The 20,530-nt window shown below is 70.2% G+C and carries 19 protein-coding genes; 13 read left to right on the top strand and 6 right to left on the bottom strand.

Features of this window, described 5'->3' with window-relative positions:
* The first annotated feature begins 1 nt into the window (after position 1).
* The 8 genes from ACIA8G_RS10300 (at position 2) to ACIA8G_RS10335 (ending at position 8,350) form a co-directional block, all read left to right on the top strand.
* Positions 2–1,507, top strand: coding sequence for an aldehyde dehydrogenase family protein (locus tag ACIA8G_RS10300; protein WP_396418044.1), 1,506 nt, complete (start codon positions 2–4; stop codon positions 1,505–1,507).
* Positions 1,508–2,254 carry a glucose 1-dehydrogenase gene (locus ACIA8G_RS10305; RefSeq protein WP_396418045.1) on the top strand — a complete coding sequence of 249 codons (747 nt, stop codon included), beginning with the start codon at positions 1,508–1,510 and terminating at the stop codon, positions 2,252–2,254.
* A gap of 71 nt (positions 2,255–2,325) precedes the next feature.
* Positions 2,326–3,807 (top strand): alpha/beta fold hydrolase, encoded by a 1,482-nt coding sequence (locus tag ACIA8G_RS10310; protein WP_396418046.1) that lies wholly within the window; start codon positions 2,326–2,328, stop codon positions 3,805–3,807.
* A gap of 118 nt (positions 3,808–3,925) precedes the next feature.
* Positions 3,926–5,035, top strand: a complete 1,110-nt coding sequence (locus ACIA8G_RS10315) for an acyl-CoA dehydrogenase family protein (RefSeq protein ID WP_396418047.1) — start codon at positions 3,926–3,928, stop codon at positions 5,033–5,035.
* A gap of 55 nt (positions 5,036–5,090) precedes the next feature.
* Positions 5,091–6,032, top strand: a complete 942-nt coding sequence (locus ACIA8G_RS10320) for an LLM class F420-dependent oxidoreductase (RefSeq protein WP_396418048.1) — start codon at positions 5,091–5,093, stop codon at positions 6,030–6,032.
* A 137-nt stretch (positions 6,033–6,169) separates the two neighbouring features.
* Positions 6,170–6,562: a winged helix-turn-helix transcriptional regulator gene (locus ACIA8G_RS10325; RefSeq protein ID WP_396418049.1), complete on the top strand. Its 393-nt coding sequence runs from the start codon at positions 6,170–6,172 to the stop codon at positions 6,560–6,562.
* Between the two features lie 67 nt (positions 6,563–6,629).
* Complete coding sequence (locus ACIA8G_RS10330) at positions 6,630–7,580, top strand: ATP-binding cassette domain-containing protein (protein ID WP_396418050.1); 951 nt, start codon at positions 6,630–6,632, stop codon at positions 7,578–7,580.
* Complete coding sequence (locus tag ACIA8G_RS10335) at positions 7,577–8,350, top strand: ABC transporter permease (protein WP_396418051.1); 774 nt, start codon at positions 7,577–7,579, stop codon at positions 8,348–8,350. Before ACIA8G_RS10330 ends, ACIA8G_RS10335 begins: the two co-directional genes overlap by 4 nt.
* 13 nt (positions 8,351–8,363) lie before the next feature.
* Here the strand turns inward: ACIA8G_RS10335 and ACIA8G_RS10340 are convergent, their stop codons facing one another.
* Positions 8,364–11,417 (bottom strand): BTAD domain-containing putative transcriptional regulator, encoded by a 3,054-nt coding sequence (locus tag ACIA8G_RS10340; protein ID WP_396418052.1) that lies wholly within the window; start codon positions 11,415–11,417, stop codon positions 8,364–8,366.
* Positions 11,418–11,426: 9 nt separating this feature from the next.
* Complete coding sequence (locus ACIA8G_RS10345) at positions 11,427–12,284, bottom strand: phosphotransferase (RefSeq protein ID WP_396418053.1); 858 nt, start codon at positions 12,282–12,284, stop codon at positions 11,427–11,429.
* Between the two features lie 113 nt (positions 12,285–12,397).
* Between ACIA8G_RS10345 and ACIA8G_RS10350 the strand changes: the two genes are divergently transcribed.
* Positions 12,398–12,943, top strand: a complete 546-nt coding sequence (locus tag ACIA8G_RS10350; RefSeq protein WP_396418054.1) for a hypothetical protein — start codon at positions 12,398–12,400, stop codon at positions 12,941–12,943.
* Here the strand turns inward: ACIA8G_RS10350 and ACIA8G_RS10355 are convergent.
* The 3 genes from ACIA8G_RS10355 to ACIA8G_RS10365 are packed head-to-tail and all read right to left on the bottom strand — an operon-like array spanning position 12,893 to position 15,234.
* Positions 12,893–13,744, bottom strand: a complete 852-nt coding sequence (locus ACIA8G_RS10355) for an alpha/beta fold hydrolase (protein ID WP_396418055.1) — start codon at positions 13,742–13,744, stop codon at positions 12,893–12,895. The genes ACIA8G_RS10350 and ACIA8G_RS10355 overlap by 51 nt on opposite strands.
* Positions 13,744–14,310, bottom strand: coding sequence for a GNAT family N-acetyltransferase (locus ACIA8G_RS10360; RefSeq protein WP_396418056.1), 567 nt, complete (start codon positions 14,308–14,310; stop codon positions 13,744–13,746). The genes ACIA8G_RS10355 and ACIA8G_RS10360 overlap by 1 nt, the downstream gene beginning before the upstream one ends.
* 9 nt (positions 14,311–14,319) lie before the next feature.
* On the bottom strand, positions 14,320–15,234 hold the full coding sequence (locus ACIA8G_RS10365; RefSeq protein ID WP_396418057.1) for a sigma-70 family RNA polymerase sigma factor: 915 nt from the start codon (positions 15,232–15,234) through the stop codon (positions 14,320–14,322).
* A 56-nt stretch (positions 15,235–15,290) separates the two neighbouring features.
* Between ACIA8G_RS10365 and ACIA8G_RS10370 the strand changes: the two genes are divergently transcribed.
* The gene (locus tag ACIA8G_RS10370; protein ID WP_396418059.1) at positions 15,291–15,899 is read left to right on the top strand and encodes a maleylpyruvate isomerase family mycothiol-dependent enzyme; all 609 of its coding nucleotides are present in this window, start codon (positions 15,291–15,293) and stop codon (positions 15,897–15,899) included.
* Here ACIA8G_RS10370 and ACIA8G_RS10375 read toward each other — a convergent pair.
* Positions 15,882–16,346, bottom strand: a complete 465-nt coding sequence (locus ACIA8G_RS10375) for a MarR family winged helix-turn-helix transcriptional regulator (RefSeq protein ID WP_396418060.1) — start codon at positions 16,344–16,346, stop codon at positions 15,882–15,884. The two genes, ACIA8G_RS10370 and ACIA8G_RS10375, sit on opposite strands and share 18 nt — an antisense overlap.
* Before the next feature lie 54 nt (positions 16,347–16,400).
* Here ACIA8G_RS10375 and ACIA8G_RS10380 point away from each other — a divergent pair, with 54 nt between their 5' ends.
* From ACIA8G_RS10380 to ACIA8G_RS10390, 3 genes are all read left to right on the top strand, one after another.
* A complete protein-coding gene (locus ACIA8G_RS10380) occupies positions 16,401–18,383 on the top strand; it encodes an MMPL family transporter (RefSeq protein ID WP_396418061.1) in 1,983 nt (660 codons plus the stop codon).
* A gap of 15 nt (positions 18,384–18,398) precedes the next feature.
* The gene (locus tag ACIA8G_RS10385; RefSeq protein ID WP_396418062.1) at positions 18,399–19,502 is read left to right on the top strand and encodes a winged helix DNA-binding domain-containing protein; all 1,104 of its coding nucleotides are present in this window, start codon (positions 18,399–18,401) and stop codon (positions 19,500–19,502) included.
* Positions 19,503–19,570: 68 nt separating this feature from the next.
* Complete coding sequence (locus ACIA8G_RS10390; protein ID WP_396418063.1) at positions 19,571–20,530, top strand: zinc metalloprotease; 960 nt, start codon at positions 19,571–19,573, stop codon at positions 20,528–20,530.

Below are 20,530 nucleotides of genomic sequence, written 5' to 3' on the forward strand. Positions count from 1 at the left end.
TGTGACGCTCACCGTCCAACCGCACCGCGAGTCGCTCGGTCTGAAGGACGGCCGGCTGCTCATCGGCGGGGAGTTCCGCGAGGCGGGCGAAACGTGGACACACAGGCACCCCGCGACGGCCGAGGAGATCGGCAGCTTCGGTGTCGCGTCGGTCCAGGACGTGGACGCCGCCGTGCGTGCCGCCCGCAAGGCGTTCGACGAGGGACCGTGGCCGCGCAGCCGCGCCGGCGAGCGCATCAAGGTGCTGCGCAGGTACGGCGACCTGTTGCGGGAGAACGCAGACGAGCTGCGCGGACTGCAGGCGCTGGACAACGGCGTACCGCTGTCGTTCGGCCAGATCTACGCCACCTCGGTGGGCATCGCGGCCGACATCTTCGACCACCACGCCGGGTGGATCGACAAGGTCGGCGGTCAGACCCTGCCGCCGTACCAGGGCGGCGACCACCTGGCGATGACCTTCCGCGAACCGGTCGGCGTGGTCGCGGCGGTCCTGCCGTGGAACGCACCGTTCGTGCTCTTCGCCCAGAAGCTCGCGCCCGCGCTGGCCGCGGGGTGCACGGTCGTGGTGAAGCCGTCGGAGTACGCGTCGTTCTGCGTGATCCGCATGGTGGAGCTGCTGCTCGAGGCCGGCCTGCCAGAAGGCGTGGTCAACCTCGTCACCGGCCCCGGCAACCCGACCGGCGAGGCCCTGATCACCCATCCGCTGGTCGACAAGATCAGCTTCACCGGCAGCCGCGCGGTCGGCCGGCGCATCGTCGAGGCCTCCGCGGGCACGATGAAGCGGGTGTCGCTGGAACTGGGCGGGAAATCGCCCGCGCTGGTGTTCGCGGACGCCCAGAACGTCGGCCTGGCCGCGATGACCTGCATGGGCATGGTCACGATGGGCCTGTCCGGCCAGGCGTGCGTCGCGCACACACGGGCGCTGGTACAGCGGGACGTGCAGGACGAGTTCGTCTCGATGGCGTCGATGCTCGCGAGCGCGGTGACGTTCGGCGACCCGTTCGACCCCGCCGTGCTGGCCAGCCCGTTGATCAACCAGAAGCAGCTCGAACGTGTGCTCGGCTACATCGAGCGCGGCCAGGAGGAGGGCGCCCGCCTGGTCACCGGCGGCACCCGGCTCGAGGGCGACCTGTCGTCCGGAAACTTCGTCGCGCCAACGATTTTCGCCGACGTCAGCAACGACATGGCGATCGCTCGTGACGAGATCTTCGGCCCCGTGCTGAGCGTCGTGCCGTTCGACGACGAGGAAGAAGCCATCCGCATCGCCAACGACACCGAGTACGGCCTGGGCGCGGGCATCTACACGAACGACGTCCGCCGCGCGTTCCGCGTCTCGAAGGCGTTGCGCGTCGGAATGGTGGGCATCAACGGGTTCCAGCTCGAGCCGCACGTGCCGTTCGGCGGTTTCAAGCAGTCCGGCCTCGGCCGTGAGGGCGGGCAGAGCGCGTACGAGGCCTACACCGAGCTCAAGACCGTGATGATGCCGCTGACCGACGAGCTGATGTAGATGCGGCTCACCGGAAAGGTCGCCCTGATCACCGGGGCGGCTCGTGGTCAGGGCGAGGCCGCGGCACGCCGGTTCGTGGCGGAGGGCGCGCGCGTCATGCTCACCGACGTGCTCGACGACCAGGGCAAGGAACTGGCGGCCGAGCTCGGCGCCGAGTACTGCCACCTGGACGTGTCGTCGGAGGACGAGTGGGCGGAGGCCGTCGCGTACACGGTGGAGACGCTCGGCGACATCACCGTGCTCGTGAACAACGCCGGCATCCTGCACTTCTCGGCGCTCGCCGACACGACCCTCGCCGACTACCAGCGGGTGATCGGCATCAACCAGGTCGGCACGTTCCTCGGCATGCGCTCGGTCGTGGAGTCGATGAAGCGGGCGGGCGGCGGCTCGATCGTGAACGTGTCGTCGGTCGAGGGCCTCGGCGGGATGCCGTACCTCGTCGCCTACACGGCGAGCAAGTTCGCGATCCGCGGCATGACCAAGGTCGCCGCCATGGAGCTCGGCCAGCACGGCATCCGCGTGAACTCCGTGCACCCCGGCGCCATCAACACCCCGATGGTGAGCGAGACCCTGGGCCGGGCGGTCGACATCTCGCCGATCGGCAAGAAGGTGGCGCTGCGCAGGGTGGGTCAGCCCGAGGACGTCGCGAACGTCGTGCTCTTCCTGGCCAGTGACGAAAGCGGGTACTGCACCGGCGGGGAGTTCGTCGTCGACGGAGGGGCGACGGCCACCCACGCACTGGGCTGAAGGGATCCCCGGAAGCAACCGATCGGGTAGCGCTAGCGTCTCCTTGATCGAGAACTCTCTGGGGAGAAGAATTGAAATCGATATTGGTCACGGCGGCGCTGCTCGTGGGTCTGGCGCCCGCCGCCCTCGCCGAACCTGTGGCGGAAACGCCCGCGCTGAGCTGGCAGGACTGCCAGGACGGCTTCCAGTGCACGACCGCGAAGGTGCCGCTCGACTACGACCAGCCGGTCGGGCAGAAGATCGATCTCGCGATGATCCGCCTGCCCGCGACCGACCCGGCCAAGCGGATCGGGTCGCTGTTCGTGAACTTCGGCGGGCCCGGCTCGTCCGGCGTCGACCGGCTGCGGGCGCGGGGCAAGTGGGAGTGGCTGTTCTCGTCCGAGCTGCGGGCCCGGTTCGACATCGTGTCGTGGGACCAGCGCGGCATCGGCCGTTCCGCGGCCGTGCGGTGCTTCGACAGCGTTGAGGAACAGCAGCAGTTCCTGAACTCCATCCCGGTGTATCCCGACACCGCGGCGCAGGAACCCGCCTTCTACGACAGCTATCGGGAGTTCGTGCGACGGTGCGAGCAGAAGTCCGGCGACCTGCTGGACCACGTCTCGTCCGCGAACACGGCGCGTGATCTCGACCTGCTGCGCAAGGCCGTCGGCGACAAGAAGCTGACGTACCACGGCATCTCGTACGGCACGCACCTCGGCGCGATCTACGCGAACCTGTTCCCGGACAAGGTGCGCGCGCTCGCGTTCGACGGCGCGCTGGACTTCATCGGCAACGCCACCGGGCACGGCGACCAGGGCACGACCGTGCCGCTGGACACGCGCCAGGACGTGCCGCGGGGCGTCGCGGAGACGTTCGACCAGTTCCTGAGTCAGTGCGCGGCACCGGGCGCGAAGTGTGCGTTCGCGGGCGGTGACCTGAAGAAGAAGTGGGCGGACCTGGTGGCCAAGGTGACGGCATCCCCGGTCACCACACCGGATGGCCGGTTCGACCGCGTCACGCTGATCAGCACCGTCTGGGACGCGCTGGCGCAGCCGGACACCTGGCAGGACACCGCACGGGTGCTGCAGGGCGTGTGGGAGGCGCCGGCGTCGCTCGCGAAGTCGGCCGACTACATCACCAACCGCTTCGAGGCGTTCAACGCGATCCAGTGCTCCGACAGCAACTTCCCGCGCGATGCCGCCGTGTACAGCAAGTACGGCAAGAGCGAGGACGAGCGCGTGCCGTACTGGGGTCGTGCCGTGGTGTTCGACATGATGGCCTGCGCGTTCTGGCAGGGCCGTGACGACGACCGCTACACCGGCCCGTGGAACCGCTGGACGTCGGCGCCGATCCTGTTCATCAACAGCAGGTTCGACCCGTCGACTCCGCTGCACGGTGCGCGGGACGGCGCGGCCGAGATGGCCCGCACGGGCTTCCTCACGGTCGAGGGCTACGGGCACACCTCCATGTACGTGCGCAGCACCTGCACGGAGAAGGTGAAGCGGGACTACCTGTTCACCGGTGTCCTGCCCACGCAACGGACGTGCGGCATCGACAAGGCGCCGTTCGCCTGAGCTTCTGTCTGAACTGGGGCCCCACCGGCTGGTGGGGCCCCTTTTGCTTGCGCGCGGTCAGGCCGTCCGGCTACGGTAAGGAAACTGAACCGGTAAGAAATCTGAACCAGGAGGAACCGTGCTGGATGCCGCGCAGACAGTGGCCGACCTGGCCCGCGAGCTCGCACCCAAGACGGAGGCGGCCCGCGCGCTCGCCCCCGAACTGCTGGACGCGATCCGCGACCAGGGCCTGTTCGGGCTCGGCGTCCCGAGGTCCCTCGGCGGGAGCGAAACGCCGCCGGCCACCACGCTGGCTGCGGCCGAAGCGATCGCCCGAGGGGATGCCTCGGCGGGGTGGTGTGTGTCGATCGCGGCCACGAGCGGCCTGCTCGGCGCCTACCTGCCTGCCGAGGGCGCCCAGGAGGTGTTCGGCGACCCGCGGTCGGTGGCCTCGGGGGTGTGGGCGCCGAAGGGGCGCGGCACGTCGGTGGACGGCGGCGTGGTGCTGTCCGGGCAGTGGTCGTTCTGCTCCGGGATCGGGCACGCCGACTGGTTGTTCGCCGGGTTCGTGCACGACAGCGGCGCGCTGCGGGTGGCCGCGTTGCCGAAGTCCTCGCTGGAGGTGCTGGACACCTGGCACACGACCGGGCTGCGCGGCACCGGCAGCCACGACTCGGTGGCCCGCGACGTGTTCGTGCCCTCGCACCGGATCCTGTCCGTTTTGGACGGTCCGGTGGGGGATGTTGCGGCCCTGTACCGCTTCCCGGTGTTCGGATTCTTCGCGCTGTCGGTGGCGGCGGCCGCGATGGGCAACGCGTTCGGCGCGCTGGACGACTTCGTCGCGCTGGCAACGCATCGCAGCCCGCTGGGGTCGAGCCGGACCTTGGCCGAACGGACGTCGACGCAGGCCGCGGTGGCCGAGGCGGAGGCGTCGTTGCGGGCTGCTCGGGCGTTCTTCTACGAGGCCGTCGGGCAGGCCTGGCAGGCCGCGCAGGACTCCACGCCGGTGCCGGTGTCGTCGCGGGCGGCGCTGCGGTTGGCCGCCACCCACGCCACGCGCACCGCCAAGCAGGTCGTGGCCTCGTTGTACGACCTCGCCGGTGGGGGTGCGATCTACGACGGGGCTGCGATCCAGCGCCGGTTCCGGGACGCGCACACGGCGACGGCGCATTTTCAGGTCAACGCGGCGTCGTTCGAGTTGCCGGGCAAGGTGCTGCTCGGCCTGGCCGCGCAGACAGAGCAGCTGTGAGCGCTGTTCCGCCCTGCGATGTGCTGCCCGGCCGCACCGCCCGAACGGAGTCGCGATGAGCTCGATCGGCGTGGTGACCCCGTTCTGGCTGGACCGCCCACCATCGGAAGCCCTCGACATCGCGGTGGCCGCCGACGACACAGGCTTCAGCACCCTCTGGATCGGCGAGATGGCGACGTTCGACGCGTTCGCCCTGGCCACCGCCGCGGGCCTGCGCACCTCCGGCATCTCGCTCAAGATCGGCCCGCTCGCGGCCGGCGTGCGCAGCCCGGTGGCGCTCGCGCTGGGACTGTCCACAGTGGTCGCCACCACCGGACGCCGGGCGAGCCTCGCGCTGGGTGCGTCCAGCCCGCGCATCGTGACCGAGTGGCACGGCCGCCCCTGGGAACCCGTGCGCCGCATGCGCCAGACCGTCCGCGACACCCGAGCCCTCATGAACGGCAACCGGGTGGCCGGGTTCCGGCTGCAGCAACCGGTTCCCGGCACCTCGATCGCCGTCGCGGCCTTCGGGCCCGGCATGACGCGCGTGGCCGCCGAGGAAGCCGACGAGGTGGTGCTGAACCTGGTCAGCACCGACCACGTCACGCGTGTCCGCGCGGAGCTCGCCGAGCTGGCCCGCGTGCCGCCGCCGATCGCCGTCTGGATCCCCGCCGCTCTCGAACCGGGCCCGGACACGCTGCGGCAGTTGCGTTCGCAGCTCGCGGTGTACCTCGCCCCGCCCGGCTACGGCGAGATGTTCACCGCGCTCGGCCACGGCGAGCTCGTCGCGCGTGCCAGGGCCGGCACACCCCGGTCCGAACTGGCGCGGGACATCCCGGTCTCGGTCCTCGAAGCCGTCGGCGCGATCGGCTCGGCGGCCGACGTCGCCGGCCGCGTGCAGGCGTACCTCGACGCCGGTGCCGGCCACGTCGGCCTGGTGCCGGCGACGGCGGAGGATCCGGCCGGCCGGCGGCTGCTGACTACGCTCTCCCCACTGCTGACGAAGGGAAGCCGATGACCGAGTCCCGAGGGCCTGTATCGAAGTCCGTGTCCGCGATAGCCGGGCCTCAGGCGCGACTCTCATCGAACAGGACTCCGATACAGGCCCTCGACCGCCGGTTTCGCGGCGAGTCCGTTGGGCGCGCGCTGGACCTCGTGGGGGAGAAGTGGACGCTGCTCATCCTGCGCGAGGCCTTCTTCGGCGTGCGGCGGTACGGCCAGTTCGTCCGCAACCTGACCATCCCGCGCCCGACGTTGTCCGCCCGGCTCAAGTCGCTTGTGGACGCCGGGCTGCTGCACCGCGTGCCGTACGCGGAGGACCGCGACGAGTACCGCCTCACCCAGGCGGGCATCGAGCTGTTCCCCGCGATCGTGGTCCTCATGCAGTGGGGCGACAGGTACGTGCCGGACCCCGACGGCCCGCCGTTCGTGCTCGAACACGGCACGTGCGGGAAGCCGGTCGACGCGTACCTCGCGTGCCGTTGCTGCGGTGAGGAGATCACCGCGCACAACGTGACGGCACACCCTGGCAGGCCTGACAGCGGCTGACAGCGCGCTGTGCGCGTCCTGTCAGCGCGGCGGCGCACAGTCCTCCCGACACAGGGAGGACCGAACGATGTCGCTGGCGATCAGGGCTGAAGGCCTGGTCAAGCACTACGGGGAGACCAAAGCCCTCGACGGGGTGGACCTCGAGGTGCCGGAGGGGAAGGTCGTGGGGGTGCTCGGGCCGAACGGCGCGGGCAAGACCACGGCGGTGCGGGTGCTGGCCACGTTGCTGCGCCCGGACGCGGGACACGCCACGGTGGGGGGCCACGACGTGGTGAAGGAACCCAGGGCGGTGCGGTCGCTGATCGGGCTGACCGGGCAGTACGCGTCGGTCGACGAGGATCTGTCGGGCACGGAGAACCTGGTGCTGCTGGCCAGGCTGCTCGACCACTCACGGGCGGGTGCGCGGGCCAAGGCGGCCGCGCTGCTGGAGCAGTTCGAGCTGACCGACGCCGCGGGACGGGCCGCCAGGACGTACTCGGGAGGCATGCGGCGCCGGCTCGACCTCGCCGCGAGCCTCGTCGGCAACCCGTCCGTGCTCTACCTGGACGAGCCGACCACCGGGCTGGATCCGCACGCGCGCAACGAGGTGTGGGCGGTCGTCCGCAAGCTCGCCGCGAACGGCGTGACCGTGCTGCTCACCACGCAGTACCTGGAGGAGGCCGACCAGCTCGCGGACACGATCACGGTGTTCGACCACGGCCGGGTGGTGGCCGAGGGGAGGCCGGACGAGCTGAAGCGGCGCGTCGGCGGGCAGACGCTGCAGGTGCGGCCGACGTCGGCCCGCGATCTCGACGTGGTGCAACGGATTCTCGGTGACCTCACCGGGGTCCGGCCGGCCCGCAACGAGGACACCGGGCTGCTGACCGCACCGGTCAACGATCCGGTGTTGCTGTCCACATTGGTCCGCAAGCTCGACGAGGCCGGGATCACCGCGGACGAGCTGGCGCTGCGGCTGCCGTCGCTCGACGAGGTGTTCCTCGCGCTGACCGGCAAGCAGACCGAGGGGAGCCTGGCATGAGCATGATCGCGTTGGACCGGGGTGCCAGGCACGGCTTGACGCTGGCGTGGCGCGGCATCCTCAAGATCCGCAAGAACCCCGAGCAGCTGATGGACGTCACGCTGGCGCCGATCATCTTCCTGGTGATCTTCACCTATCTGTTCGGTGGGGCGCTGGCCGGCGACACCGACGCCTACCTGCAGATGCTCGTGCCCGGCATCATGGTGATGAACCTCCTGCAGGGCAGCATGACCGCGGGCGTGCAGCTGAACACGGACGCCTCGAAGGGCGTGTTCGACAGGTTCCGCTCCATGCCGATCGCGCGGTCGGCACCGTTGATCGGGGCCGTGCTGGCCGACGTCGTGCGGTACCTGGTGTGCATCCTGGTGCTGCTGGTCGTCGCCACGATCATGGGGTTCCGGGTGCAGACCGGACCGGTGGAGCTCGTGATCGCGATCGGCCTGGGGCTGGTCTTCGCCCTGTGCTTCTGCTGGGCGTCGGTGTTCGTCGGGATGCTGCTCAAGACACCGCAGGCGGTGCAGGGCCTGATGTTCGTGCTGATCATGCCGTTGACGTTCGGCAGCAACGTGTTCGTCGGCACCTCGACCATGCCCGGCTGGCTGAAGGCGTGGGCGGACATCAGCCCGGTCACGCTGATGGCGGACGCGTTGCGCGGCCTGCTCAACGGCGGCCCGATCGCCGGGCCGCTCACCGGTTCGCTGATCTGGATGGTCGCCGCGGTCGCGGTGTTCTTCCCGGCGGCGATGTGGGCCTACCGCAAGCGAGTGTGAATGGAGGCGGGCGTCAGGACTTGACGCCCGCCTCGCTGCGGATCTCCCGCAGTGCTTCGGATTTGGTCAGCGGCAACGACTCGGGCTCGCCGATCTCGGCGACGAGCTGCCGCACGCCGGGGTCGCCCAGGTCGATCCGGCCGCGGGTCACCTGGGCGAGCGCCAGCAACCGGCGGGCCGCGTCGTCGCGGCCCTGGGCGTGCCGGACCTGGGCGAGCAGCTCCGTCACCGTCGCCAGGTCCGGCATGTCGCCGCGGTCCGACGTCGTCCCGATCGCCGTGGCGACGCGGGCCTCGGCCTCGGCGTGGTCGGCCTCGGCGATCGCGATGCGCGCTTCCAGCACCGCCGACCACTCCGTGACGAACGAGGCGAGCACCGAGGACTTCGTGGCCGCCTGCCTGAACCGGGTGTTCAGCTCTCGTGCCTCGGCGACGCGGCCCGCGCGCAGCACGACCTCGGCCTTGGCGTAGCCGATGAGGATCGTCATCTGGTCGTTGCCGATGGCCTGGACGTACTGCTCGGCCAGGGCCACCTCCCGTTCGGCCGCGGCGTGGTCGCCGAGCCGGGCGTACTCGACCGCGAGCCGCCAGTGCTGCTGCACCGCGTCGTCCTGCGAGCGCAGTTCCAGCGCTACGTCGAGGCCTCGCTGGTACAGCTCGATCGCCGCGCGGTTGTCGCCGGTGTGCGAGACGAACGCGGCCTTCATGCCGAGCGTCATCGCCGAACCCCACCTGTCACCGGTGGCCACGAACTGCTCGTACGCGCGGTCACGGGCGACTTCGGCGGCGTCGAGATCGCCCTCGTCGACCAGGATGAAGCTCATCGCCCAGCTCGACGCGGCTCGTGCCCACGGGTCGTCGCTCCTGGCCGCCCGCTCGACCTCGCGGCGCGCCAGCCCGGGGTTCTGGCTGAGGAACGCCAGCATCGGCAACGCGATCGCCAGCGACGCGTACTTCTGGTCGGCGCCGGTGCGCACGCAGTCCTCGATGACGGCGGCCGCCTCGGCCGTGTTCGGCAGGCCCGGCACCGCGCTCATGATCAGCTGCATCACCCGGAACGAGGCGAAGAGGTCCTCGGGGAGCTGGTCGCCGAGCGCGAGCACGTCCCGCACCGAGATCGCCGCGCGGTCGTTGTCGCCCTTCACCATCCAGTACCAGAACATGCCCCCGAGCAGGCCCGCCGCCAGGTCGGCGTCGCCGTCGTCGATCGCACCGCGCAGGGCGGACACCATGTTGTCGTTCTCGTTCTCGAAGACCGTGATCGCCTCGAGCTGCCGGGCGGTGCGGGTGAGCGGCTCCCACTGACCGGCCAGATCGCGGTAGTACCGGCGGAACCGCTCGGTCATCGCGGCACGCTCGCCGGAGGTGTCGAGCTGCTCGGCCGCGTAGACCCGGATCGTCTCCAGCATCCGGTACCTGGGCTCCTCCTGGTCCGTGACATCCACAATGGACTTCTCGACCAGCGAGGTGAGCACGTACAGCGCGTCCTCGTGGCAGACGTGCTCGATCGCGGCGAGGTCGGCGCCCGCCGGGAACACCGCGAGCCGCCGCGCCAGCTCCCGTTCCGGCTCGGTCAGCAGGTCCCAGCTCCACTCGACGACCGCGCGCAGCGTCCGTTGCCGCGGTAGGGCGGTCCGGCTGCCTGAGGTGAGCAACCGGAACCTGTCGTCGAGGCGCTCGGTGATCTGGCGGACCGTCATCGACCGCAGCCGCGCCGCCGCGAGCTCCAGCGCGAGCGGCATGCCGTCGAGCCGGCGGCAGATCTGCCGTACATCCTCCACAGTGGACTCGTCGAGCCGGAACCCCGGCTTCACCGCACTCGCACGATCGAGGAACAGCCGCACCGCACCGAACCCGGCCACGTCCGCCTGCCCGTTGGGCACGGCCAGTGGCCCGACCGGGCACAACGACTCCCCGTCGATCGCGAGCGGTTCACGGCTCGTCGCGAGCACCCGCAGGTTCGGCACGCGGCGCAGCAACGCACCGGCGAACTCGGCCGCCGCCTCGACCAGGTGCTCGCAGTTGTCCAGCACCAGCAACGATTCTCCGGCCGCCAGCACCTCGACGATCCGTCCCATCGCGTCGCCGGTCCGCCGCATCGGATCACCGAAGCTCAGGTCGAACGCGCCGAGCACCGCACCGGCGAGATCCTCCGCCGCCCGCAGACCGGCCAGCGGTGCGAACCACACCCGCCCCTTGCCGTGCAGGTGATGCCTGGCCGCGACCTCGGTGGCCAGCCGCGTCTTGCCCGCCCCACCCGGCCCGACCAGAGTCACCAGCCGTGCCTCGGTGAGCAGCCCAGCCACCTGCACCATTTCGTCGTCACGCCCGACGAAGCTGGTGAGCCGCACCGGCAAACGGTCGACCACGACCCGTGGCCCCAGCTCGCCGCGCACCGCCGCGAGGTGCACGTCCTGCAGCTCGGCCGACGGATCGACGCCCAGCTCGTCGCCGAGCCGCCGCCGCACCTCCGCGTACACGTGCAGCGCCTCCGACTGCCTGCCCCGCGCGCACAACGCCCGCATGAGCAGGCCGGCCGTCCGTTCCCGCAGCGGATGCTTCTCGTGCATCGCGGTCAGCGCGGCGACATCGAGTTCACCGCTCGCGAACCGGTCCTCCTCGGCGGTGAGCCGCGCCTCGTCCAAGCGGGCGGCGGCCACCTGGGCGAACGGCGCTTCCCGCACGTCGGCCAGCGCCTCGCCGCGCCACAACGCGAGCGCCTCGGCGAGCCGCCCGGCCGCCCGCAGCCGCTCGAACCGGAACACGTCGACGTCGTCCGGCGCTATCCCGAGCCGGTACCCGCCGGGCTCCAGCGTCACCGCCGGGCACACCTTGCGCAGCCGCGACACCAGTGACTGCAACGCGTTCGTCGCGTCGGCGGGCGGCTGCTCACCCCACAGGTCGTCGACGAGCGTGCCGGTCGCGACGGGCCGGCCGGGATCGAGCGCCAGGCGGGCCAGGAGCATGCGAACCCTGGCACCACCGATGTCGACCGGTGTGCCGTCCTCGGCCACCACCTCGGTCGGCCCCAGCAATGCCACGCGCACCCGTCCAGCTTCCCAGATCACGAGCGGTGCTCAGGCGAGAACGGCCAGCGCGGCGGCCAGCGCATCGGTGATCAGGCGTTCCATCGCGGGATCGGTGCTGCCGCGCGGCACCCGTTCGGTGAGCATGATCGAGTAGAGGTAGGCCTGGTAGGCGGCCAGCCGGACGCGGGCCGAGTCGGTGAACTCGAACCCGTAGGCCGCCAGGAAGTCCGAGTCGGACTCGATGGAGCCGAACAGGGCCAGTGACACGAACTCCGCCACCGGGTCGCCCCAGAACGCGCGCTCGCCGTCGACCAGACCGGTCAGGCCGGAATCGGTGAGGATGTTGCCGTCCCACAGGTCGAAGTGGACCAGCGCGGGCCGGGTCACCTCGTCGAACGCGGCCGCGTGACGGGCGAGGCCGGGGGCGGGCAGCGTGACGCCGTAGCGCCGGGCGTCGGCCAGGACGGCGTCGAACATCGCGAAGAACGCGGCGGTCCACGTCGGGTGCAGGCCCAGCTGGGGATAGCCGAAGCCGGGGCCGGTCACCTCGTGCAGGGCGGCGGCGGTGGTGCCGAGCTGACGGCGGACCAGCGGGCGGTCGACGTCGGTCCGGCCGTGGAGAGGCCGGCCGGGCAGGCAGGTCGTCAGGAGGGCGTCACCGTTCGCGGAGAAGTTGGTGTGCACGACCTCCGGTACCGGTGCGATCGGGGCTCCCAGCGTGCAGAACAACGCCTCGGTGCGCAGGAGGTCGCGCTCATAGGTCAGTCCCGGTTGGCCGGCGGGCGACAGCTTGAGCACGAACTCGCCCTGGTCCGCGCTCACCCGCAACACCCGGTTGTACGTGCCGCCGCCCAACGGGCTGGTGCGCGCGCTGGTGAGGCCCGCCTCGGCCAAGATCCGCTCCACGCTGACGAATGTACGCAAACTGACGTACGCGAGATCAGAGCGTGAGCGGATGATGCGGGCCCTCCTCGTGGCGAGCATGGGATGTGACACCACGAGAGAGGGAGTGCACCGCGATGACTACCACCCGCAAGCTCAGCGGCCGTGCCCGCAAGGCTGTGCTGCTCGTGCACGTCCTGTCGGCGGCGGCGTGGCTCGGCATCGATCTCGCGCTGGGGATCCTCGTCGTGGTCGCACTGTCCACAAACGACGTCGACACCGCGGGGATCGCCGTCCGGGCGATCGACCTGTTCGCGATCTGGCCGATGTTCGGTGCCAGCGTCGTCTGCATGATCTCCGGCGTCGTGCTGGGTCTCGGCAGCAAGTACGGGCTGGTGAAGTACTGGTGGGTGGCGATCAAGCTGTTCATGAACGTCGGCATGTCGCTCCTGATCGCGTTCTCGCTGCGGCCGGGAGTCGAGGAGGCGGCGCGGATCGGCGCGCGGATGATGGCGGGCGACCCGACTGCGGCGATCCCGTCCGATCTGATGCACCCGGTCGTCGTCGCGCCGACGCTGCTGCTGTTCGCCTACATCCTGTCCGTGTTCAAGCCCTGGGGCCGGATCCGCAAGTCAGCGCAACCAGTCAAGCGCCAGCGCCGCGACCTCGTCGGGGCGGTCTAACTGCAGGAAGTGGCCGGCGTCCGCCACGATCTCGACCCGCGAGCCGGGGGCGAGACCCGTGGCGGCGTCGGCGTATTTGTCCGGCGTGATGCACCCGTCCTCGGCGCCCGCGAGCACCAGCATCGGGATGGACGCCGGTTTCTCGGAGATCCTCGCCAGATCGGCCAGCGCGGGATCGTGCAGTGTGCGGTCGAAGTTCGCCCGGTACAGCCTGAGAGCGTTGGCCCGCAGCGCCGGATCCGCATACATGTCCCGCACGTACTGCGGCACCTCGAGGCCCGGCGACCAGGTGCGCCACAGGTACGCGATCAACGTGTCGTTGAGCAGGCTCTCCGCGACGCCGGGGAGCTGGAACAGGAACAGGTAGAAGAACCGTTGCTGCTGCGCGGGATCGTCGAAGATCGTGCGCAACGCGGCGGGCGGCGGCACGGACATCGTGATGAAGCGGCGGACCAGGTCGGGCCGGATGGCCGCGAGCCGTCCGGCGACACCGGCGCCGATGTCGTGGCCGATCACGTCCAGCGGCTCGTCCGACAGGGCCGCGTTCACGGCGGCGGCGTCGGCCGCGAGGGTCAGGCCGTCACCGAACGGCAGTCGGTCCAGTGTGGACGGGTGGTGGCCGCGCAGGAACGGTACGACCACTCGGCGGCCCGCGGCGACGAGGCGTTCGGCGAGCGGGCCGAACGAGGCCGGGTGGTCGGGAAAGCCGTGCCAGCACACGACGATCGGCCCGTCGCCCGCGGCGAGCGCGGGGAAGTCGAGCCGGTCGGTCGGGATCGCGATCTCCTCGAAGAAGCCCATCAGAAGTCGACCCTCATCACGAATCGCCGTTTGGTCGGGTGGGTGACCTGTGTGAACCCGGCCTCCTCGAACACCTGGCGGGCGCCGACGTGCAGCTCGCCCCAGGTGACGTTCTGGCCGGGCGCGGCGATCATCGGATACGCCTCGACCGCCCGTGCCCCGTTCTCGCGGGCGTGCGAGACGGTCGCCGCGGCGAGCTCGTAGGTGAGGCCCTGCCGCCGGAATCCCTTGCGCACCACGAAACACGTCACGGCCCAGACGCCGTCGTCGTCCTTGTCCTCGGCACGGCCCTTCCACGGGATGGGCATGTCGAGCAACTTCGCGTAGTCGCACCGGGGTTCGACCGCGACCCAGCCGGCGGGCTCATCGTGCACGTAGGCCACCAGGCCGCTGCCGCGGGCCGACTGCGACTCGTGTGCGGCGTAGCGCTCGTCGAACGTCGAGTCGCGCCACATCCAGCCCTTCACCTTGTAGCGCTGGCAGTGGCACTTGCCGGGCTCGGACCCGTCGAAGATCGCCGCGACGTCCTCCCACGGCACCTGGTCCGACGGCATGATCCGGATCATGGGCGGAGTTCAGAGCTTCTGGGTGGCCGGCGAGCCGAAGATCGGCAGGAGTTCGCCGACGTTCAGGAACGTCGTGCTGCCCATGACGAGGCCACCGCGCACGTCGAGGAACACCAGCCCGAACGGCCGGTCCAGGCCGGGCCGCATCTGCCAGTACGCGGGGGAGGCGTTGGCCTTCACCGGAACCAGCCACGCGCCCTTGCACGACGCGTTCGGGTCCTGCAGCGCCATGGCGAGCTGCGCACGACCGCGCAGCCACCAGCTGAATGGCGGCATCGACATCGTGGCGTCCTCGTGCAACAGAGCCACGAGCGTGCGCACGTCGTGCCGCTCGAACGCCTCGCAGTAGCGGCTGAGCAGCGCTTTCTGGGTCGGATCCGCCGGGTTGAGCGGTTCGCCGGGGTCGACGGCCTGCATCGAGGCCCGCGCCCGTTGCAACGCGCTGTTGGCCGACGCGACCGAGATGTCCAGCAGCGTGGCCACCTCGGATGCCTGCCACGCCAGCACGTCGCGCAGGATCAGCACGACCCGCTGCTTGGGCGGCAGGTGCTGGAGCGCGGCCACGAACGCCAGCCTGATGGTCTCCCTGCGGATCGCCTGGTCCTCGGGCAGCACTTTGTGGTCCGGTACCGGCTGCACGAAAGTGCTTTCGGGCAAGGGGGCGCCGAAGTCCCCGCCGGCCGGTCGCAGGTCGATCGCCAGCGCGCGCCGCTGGGCGCTGCGCAGCATGTCGATGCAGATGTTGGTAGCGATGCGGTAGAGCCACGTGCGCAACGACGCCCGCTGCGAGTCGAAGCTGTCGAACGCCTTCCACGCCCGCACGAGCGTCTCCTGCACGGCGTCCTCGGCCTCGAAGCCGGAGCCGAGCATGCGGTAGCAGTAGCCGGTCAGCTCGATCCGGAACGGCTCCAGCGTCTCGATCACGACCTCGACCCTACTGGGACCGATGAGTTTTCGTCGGCTGATCCGTAGGTACGGGCATGACCGAAGACATTCGCGACGCGGTGGCGGCGGAACGACGTGACCAGGCAGAACTTCTCGCTGGGCTCACCGAAGAACAGTGGGACGCGCCCTCGTTGTGCGAGGGCTGGCGGGTCAGGGAGGTCGTCGCGCACACCACCTTGCCGTTCCGCTCGAAGGGCGGGCGGGTGCTGCTGGAGATCCTCAAGTCGGGCGGCAGGTTCAACCACGCGTCCGACCGGATGGCTCGCAGGGATGCCGCCACGCTGTCCTCGAACGACCTGGTCAGCGTGCTCCGGGCCAACGCCGAGCACCCGTGGACGCCGCCCGGCGGCGGGCCTGCCGGTGCGCTCTCGCACGACGTCATCCACGGCCTGGACATCACGGTGGCGCTCGGCCTGGACCGCAGGGTGCCGCACGAACGGCTCCGGCTGGTGCTCGACGGGATGAAGCCGAGCAACGTCAAGTACTTCGGCGCGGACCTCGAAGGCAAGCGGCTCGAGGCAACGGACCTGGACTGGACGTTCGGCGAGGGCAGGCCGGTGCGCGGCCTCGCCCAGGACCTCCTGCTCGTCGTGTGCGGGCGGACGCTGCCGCCGGGAAGGCTGGAATCACCCGGTGGTCGGTGAGGTCACCGCTGCGCGCACCCGAGCCGTCGCCGCGGTCGTCGTCGTGAGGAACCGGGCCACGACCTGACGGTCCTCGGGACTCAGGTCCTGCCAGACCGCGGCGAACTCGCGGGCCAGCGGCTGGAAGAACGTCGCGGTCAGCGCGGTCGCGGTGGTGAACACCCGCAGTTCGACGCGCCGGCGGTCGTCCGGGCTGCGGTCGCGGCCGACGTGCCCCGCCCGTTCCAGCCGGTCCAGTACGGAGGTCGTGGCGGAGGCGCTCAGGTTCAGCGCCTTCGCCAGCGATCCCGGTGTCATGGGGGAGCGGGCCGTCATGATCAGGTTCAGCGCCGTCATGTCCGTCGGGTGCAGCTCGTGGGCTGCGCTGAAGATGTCGAGGAACTGGTTCGACTCCATCACCAACGCGCGGATGAGCATGCTCAGGTCGTAGTCGCTTGCCTCGCTCACGGAGCCAGCATACAGTTCGGCGATCGAAACATTCGGCGATCGAAAGAGTTGCTGATGAGAGTCCTGGCCGGGGTCCTGCTCGTCGGGTGGCTCGCGCTGGGCGGCTTCACCGGGCCGTACGCCGGCAAGCTGTCCGAGGTCTCGGAGAACGACAGCAGCGCGTTCCTGCCCAACTCCGCCGAGTCCACGCAGGTGGCGGAGCTGCAGCGGAAGTTCCAGCGCACCGGCGCGATCCCGGCGATCGTCGTGGTCGAACGGCAGGGCGGGCTGACCGAGCAGGACAGGAAGTTCCTCGCCGACCGGGGCAAGGGCTTCCAGGCGTCGCCGGTCATCCCCGCGCCGAACGACGACCAGGCAGCTCAGCTCGTCGTGCTGCTCGATCCGGCCAAGGAGGTCCGGGACTCGGTTCTCGCACTCCGCGACGGCACCCGCGGCGCGCCACCTGGCCTGACGGTGCTGGTCACCGGCCCGGCCGCGCAGATCGCGGACCTCGTCGAGGCGTTCGGCGGCATCGACGGGTTGCTGCTGCTCGTCGCGGGCGCGGTGGTCGCGTTGATCCTGCTCGTGGTCTACCGCAGTCCGCTGCTGCCGATCGTCGTGCTGATGTCGGCGGTGTTCGGGCTGGGGCTCGCCAGCTTCGTCGTGTACCTGCTGGCCAAGAACGACGTGCTCGCGTTGAACGGCCAGAGCCAGGGCATTCTCTCGATCCTCGTGTTCGGCGCGGCGACGGACTACGCGTTGCTGCTGGTGTCGAGATTCCGCGAGGAACTCCGTGACACCCAGGAGAGGTACACGGCCATCCGCACGGCGTGGCGCGGCACGATCGAACCCATCGCGGCGTCCGCGGGCACGGTGATCCTCGGCGTGCTGTGCCTGCTGTTCAGCGACCTCGACTCGAACAAGGGGCTCGGGCCGGTCGCGGCCATCGGCATCGGTGCCGCGCTGCTCACGACGATGACGTTCCTGCCGGCGGTCTTGGCGTTGCTGGGGCGCGGTGCGTTCTGGCCGTTCGCACCGAAGCTCGGCTCGCCGCACCCGGAGACGAGCGGGCTGTGGGGCCGCACGGCGGACCTGGTGCGCCGCAGGCCGCGCGCGATCTGGATCGTCACGACGCTCGTGCTGCTCGTCGGGGTCGCGTTCCTGCCGCAGCTCAAGGCTTCCGGCACCGCGCAGTCCGACGTGTTCCTGACCGAGGTCGAGTCCGTCGCGGGGCAGGAGGTGCTGTCGAGGCACTTCCCCGGCGGCAGCGGCTCACCGACGGTCATCATCGCCGCCGAGGGCAAGACCGCGGAGGTCCTGCAGAGGTCCAAGGTGGACGGTGTCGCCGACGTGCGGCCGACCGGCACGGCGGACGGCCTGGTCCGCGTCGAGGCCACGCTGAAGGACGCGCCGGACTCCGACGCCGCGGTCGCGACCGTGCAACGGATACGCGCGGCCGTGCACGGCGTCGAGGGCGCGGATGCCCAGGTCGGCGGGCAGACGGCGACCTTGCTGGACACGAGGACGACGTCCGAGCACGACAGGTTGCTGATCATCCCGATCGTGCTGGTGGTGATCTTCCTGGTGCTGGCGCTGCTGCTCAGGTCGCTGCTCGCGCCCCTGTTGCTCATCGCCACGGTGGTGCTGTCGTTCGCGGCCACGATGGGGGTGTCGGCGCTGGCGTTCAACCACGTCTTCGGCTTCCCCGGCTCTGACCCGGTGGTGCCGCTGTTCGGGTTCGTGTTCCTGGTGGCGCTTGGCATCGACTACAACATCTTCCTGATGACCAGGGTCCGCGAGGAGACCCGGCGGCTGGGCACGGTCGAGGGCACGGTGCGAGGCCTCAGCCTGACCGGTGGCGTGATCACGTCGGCCGGTGTGGTGCTGGCGGCGACGTTCGCCGCGCTCGCCGTGCTGCCGATCCTGTTCCTGACGCAGATCGCGTTCATCGTGGCGTTCGGCGTGCTGCTGGACACGTTGCTGGTGCGGTCGTTGCTCGTGCCGGCGCTGTCGGTGGACATCGGTGGCCGAATCTGGTGGCCGTCGAAGCTGCGGTAGCGCAGGATCACCGGCATGGCCTTCACCGCGCGTCAGCTCAACCGCGCCACCCTCGACCGGCAGATGTTGCTGCGGCGCGAACCGGTGGACCTGCTGACCGCGGTGGACCGGATCGTCGCGATCCAGGCGCAGGAGCCGGCGTCGCCGTACATCGCCTTGTGGAACCGGATGCGGAGCTTCGACCCGGCATCGCTGGACGAGGCGTTCGCGAGCGGCGCGCTGCGCAAGGCGTCGTTGATGCGCATCACGCTGCACGCGGTGACGGCCGCCGACCACGAGGTGTTCCACCACGCGATGCTGCCCGCGTTGCGCGCGTCGCGGCTGCACGACAAGCGGTTCAAGGCCATGGGCCTGTCCATCGAGCGGGCCGACGAGGTGCTCGCGCACATGGTGGAGTTCGCGGCGGAACCGAGGACGAAGCCGGAGCTGGAGGCGTTGCTGCACAGCCACGTCGGTGACGTGGGCGAGCCGGGCATCTGGTGGGCGCTGGCGTCGTACGCGCCGCTGGTGCGGGTGCCGACCGGCGGGCCGTGGGCGTACGGGCCGCGGCTGTCGTTCCAGAGCAAGGTGTTCGAGCCGCGCGACCGGATGGCGTCGCTGGCCGAACTCATCCGCCGCTACCTCACCGGGTTCGGCCCGGCGACCGTTCCGGACATCAACCAGTTCACCATGCTGCCCCGCGGCTCGATCCGGGAGGCCCTGGAGCTGCTGGACGTGGTCGAGACCGGCGGCTACTACGACGTCCCGAACCGGACAATCCCGGACGAGGACACCCCGGCGCCGCCGCGGCTGATGGCCATGTGGGACAGCACGTTGCTGGCCTACGCCGACCGCAGCCGGATCATTCCGGCCGAGTACCGCAAGCTCGTGATCCGAAACAACGGCGACACATTGCCGACACTTCTGGTTGACGGTCATGTGGCAGGGGTCTGGCGTCCGGCCGAGGACGACGGCATTGAGGTGACTGCGTTCCACGCACTCAGTGAGGACCAGTGGGACGGTCTCGCGGAGGAGGTCGCAGGGTTGCGAAAGCTCCTTGACCAGCGGGAAAGGCAGATCTACCGGCGCTACGCCCGGTGGTGGAGCGGCCTTCCGGCCCACGACGTTCGTATTGTGTGAATACGTCAAGATCCACAAAGGACGATTCCTGAGTCACTATTCCTCCACCCTGCATGGAGGAAAGCTCAATGTCCCAAACGAAAAAGCGCGTCCGCGCGGCCTTCACGGCCGGCCTGCTCGCCGCGGGCGCGATCACCCTGCTCGGCGGCGCTCCCGCTACCGCGGTCAACGCCGCTGCCGAATGCGTCGACTCGCACGCCGAGGAGCACTCGGCGGCGCGCGGCAAGCCCGGTTCGGCGGGCCACGAGCGCAACGAGATCTCCGACGCCCAGGCTGCCGAGATGAACGCCGACCTGCGCAAGAAGATCGCGATGAACAGGTCGCTCGGCGAGTTCAGCACGATGGCGGGTGGCACGATCAACGTGGTCTTCCACGTCGTCACCACCACGTCCGGCAAGGGCGCGATCTCCGACGCCACGCTCACCAAGCAGCTCAAGGTCCTCAACGACGGCTTCGCCGGCGCGGAGTCGAGTGCGGCGGCGCAGACGGGCTTCAAGTTCGTGCTGCAGGAGACCAAGCGCCACACGAACAACACGTGGTTCAACGGCGGCTTCGACAGCGCTTCCACCGAGCGCTCGATCAAGACCGCCACCCGCGTCGGCACGGCGGCGACGCTCAACGTGTGGTTCGCCGACATCGACGGCTTCGGGTTCGCGACGTTCCCGAGCTGGTACGCGGGTGACAAGAAGATGGACGGCGTCGTGGTCGACTACGCCACCGTTCCCGGCGGTTCCGAGGTGAACTTCAACCTCGGCAAGACGGTCACCCACGAGGTCGGGCACTGGATGGGCCTCTGGCACACCTTCCAGGGCGGCTGCACCGCGACCAACGACGAGGTCGCGGACACCCCCGCCCAGGGCAGCTCCACCTCGGGCTGCCCGGCCGGCCGCGACTCCTGCTCGCGGGCGGGCCTGGACCCGATCCACAACTACATGGACTACTCGTACGACTCTTGCTACAACCAGTTCACGCCTGGCCAGAACACCCGCATGCAGAGCGCCTGGACGGCGTACCGCAGCGGTAAGTGA

It is taken from the genome of Lentzea sp. NPDC051213, from assembly GCF_044455585.1.
GTDB lineage: Bacteria > Actinomycetota > Actinomycetes > Mycobacteriales > Pseudonocardiaceae > Lentzea.

What these genes read in the sequence shown, in the direction of transcription:
- ACIA8G_RS10305 (WP_396418045.1), top strand. Translation starts at nt 1,508, where the DNA reads ATGCGGCTCACCGGAAAGGTCGCCCTGATCACCGGGGCGGCTCGTGGT.
- ACIA8G_RS10320 (WP_396418048.1), top strand. Translation starts at nt 5,091, where the DNA reads ATGAGCTCGATCGGCGTGGTGACCCCGTTCTGGCTGGACCGCCCACCA.
- ACIA8G_RS10330 (WP_396418050.1), top strand. Translation starts at nt 6,630, where the DNA reads ATGTCGCTGGCGATCAGGGCTGAAGGCCTGGTCAAGCACTACGGGGAG.
- ACIA8G_RS10335 (WP_396418051.1), top strand. Translation starts at nt 7,577, where the DNA reads ATGAGCATGATCGCGTTGGACCGGGGTGCCAGGCACGGCTTGACGCTG.
- ACIA8G_RS10350 (WP_396418054.1), top strand. Translation starts at nt 12,398, where the DNA reads ATGACTACCACCCGCAAGCTCAGCGGCCGTGCCCGCAAGGCTGTGCTG.
- ACIA8G_RS10355 (WP_396418055.1), bottom strand. Translation starts at nt 13,744, where the DNA reads ATGGGCTTCTTCGAGGAGATCGCGATCCCGACCGACCGGCTCGACTTC.
- ACIA8G_RS10360 (WP_396418056.1), bottom strand. Translation starts at nt 14,310, where the DNA reads ATGATCCGGATCATGCCGTCGGACCAGGTGCCGTGGGAGGACGTCGCG.
- ACIA8G_RS10370 (WP_396418059.1), top strand. Translation starts at nt 15,291, where the DNA reads ATGACCGAAGACATTCGCGACGCGGTGGCGGCGGAACGACGTGACCAG.
- ACIA8G_RS10380 (WP_396418061.1), top strand. Translation starts at nt 16,401, where the DNA reads ATGAGAGTCCTGGCCGGGGTCCTGCTCGTCGGGTGGCTCGCGCTGGGC.
- ACIA8G_RS10385 (WP_396418062.1), top strand. Translation starts at nt 18,399, where the DNA reads ATGGCCTTCACCGCGCGTCAGCTCAACCGCGCCACCCTCGACCGGCAG.
- ACIA8G_RS10390 (WP_396418063.1), top strand. Translation starts at nt 19,571, where the DNA reads ATGTCCCAAACGAAAAAGCGCGTCCGCGCGGCCTTCACGGCCGGCCTG.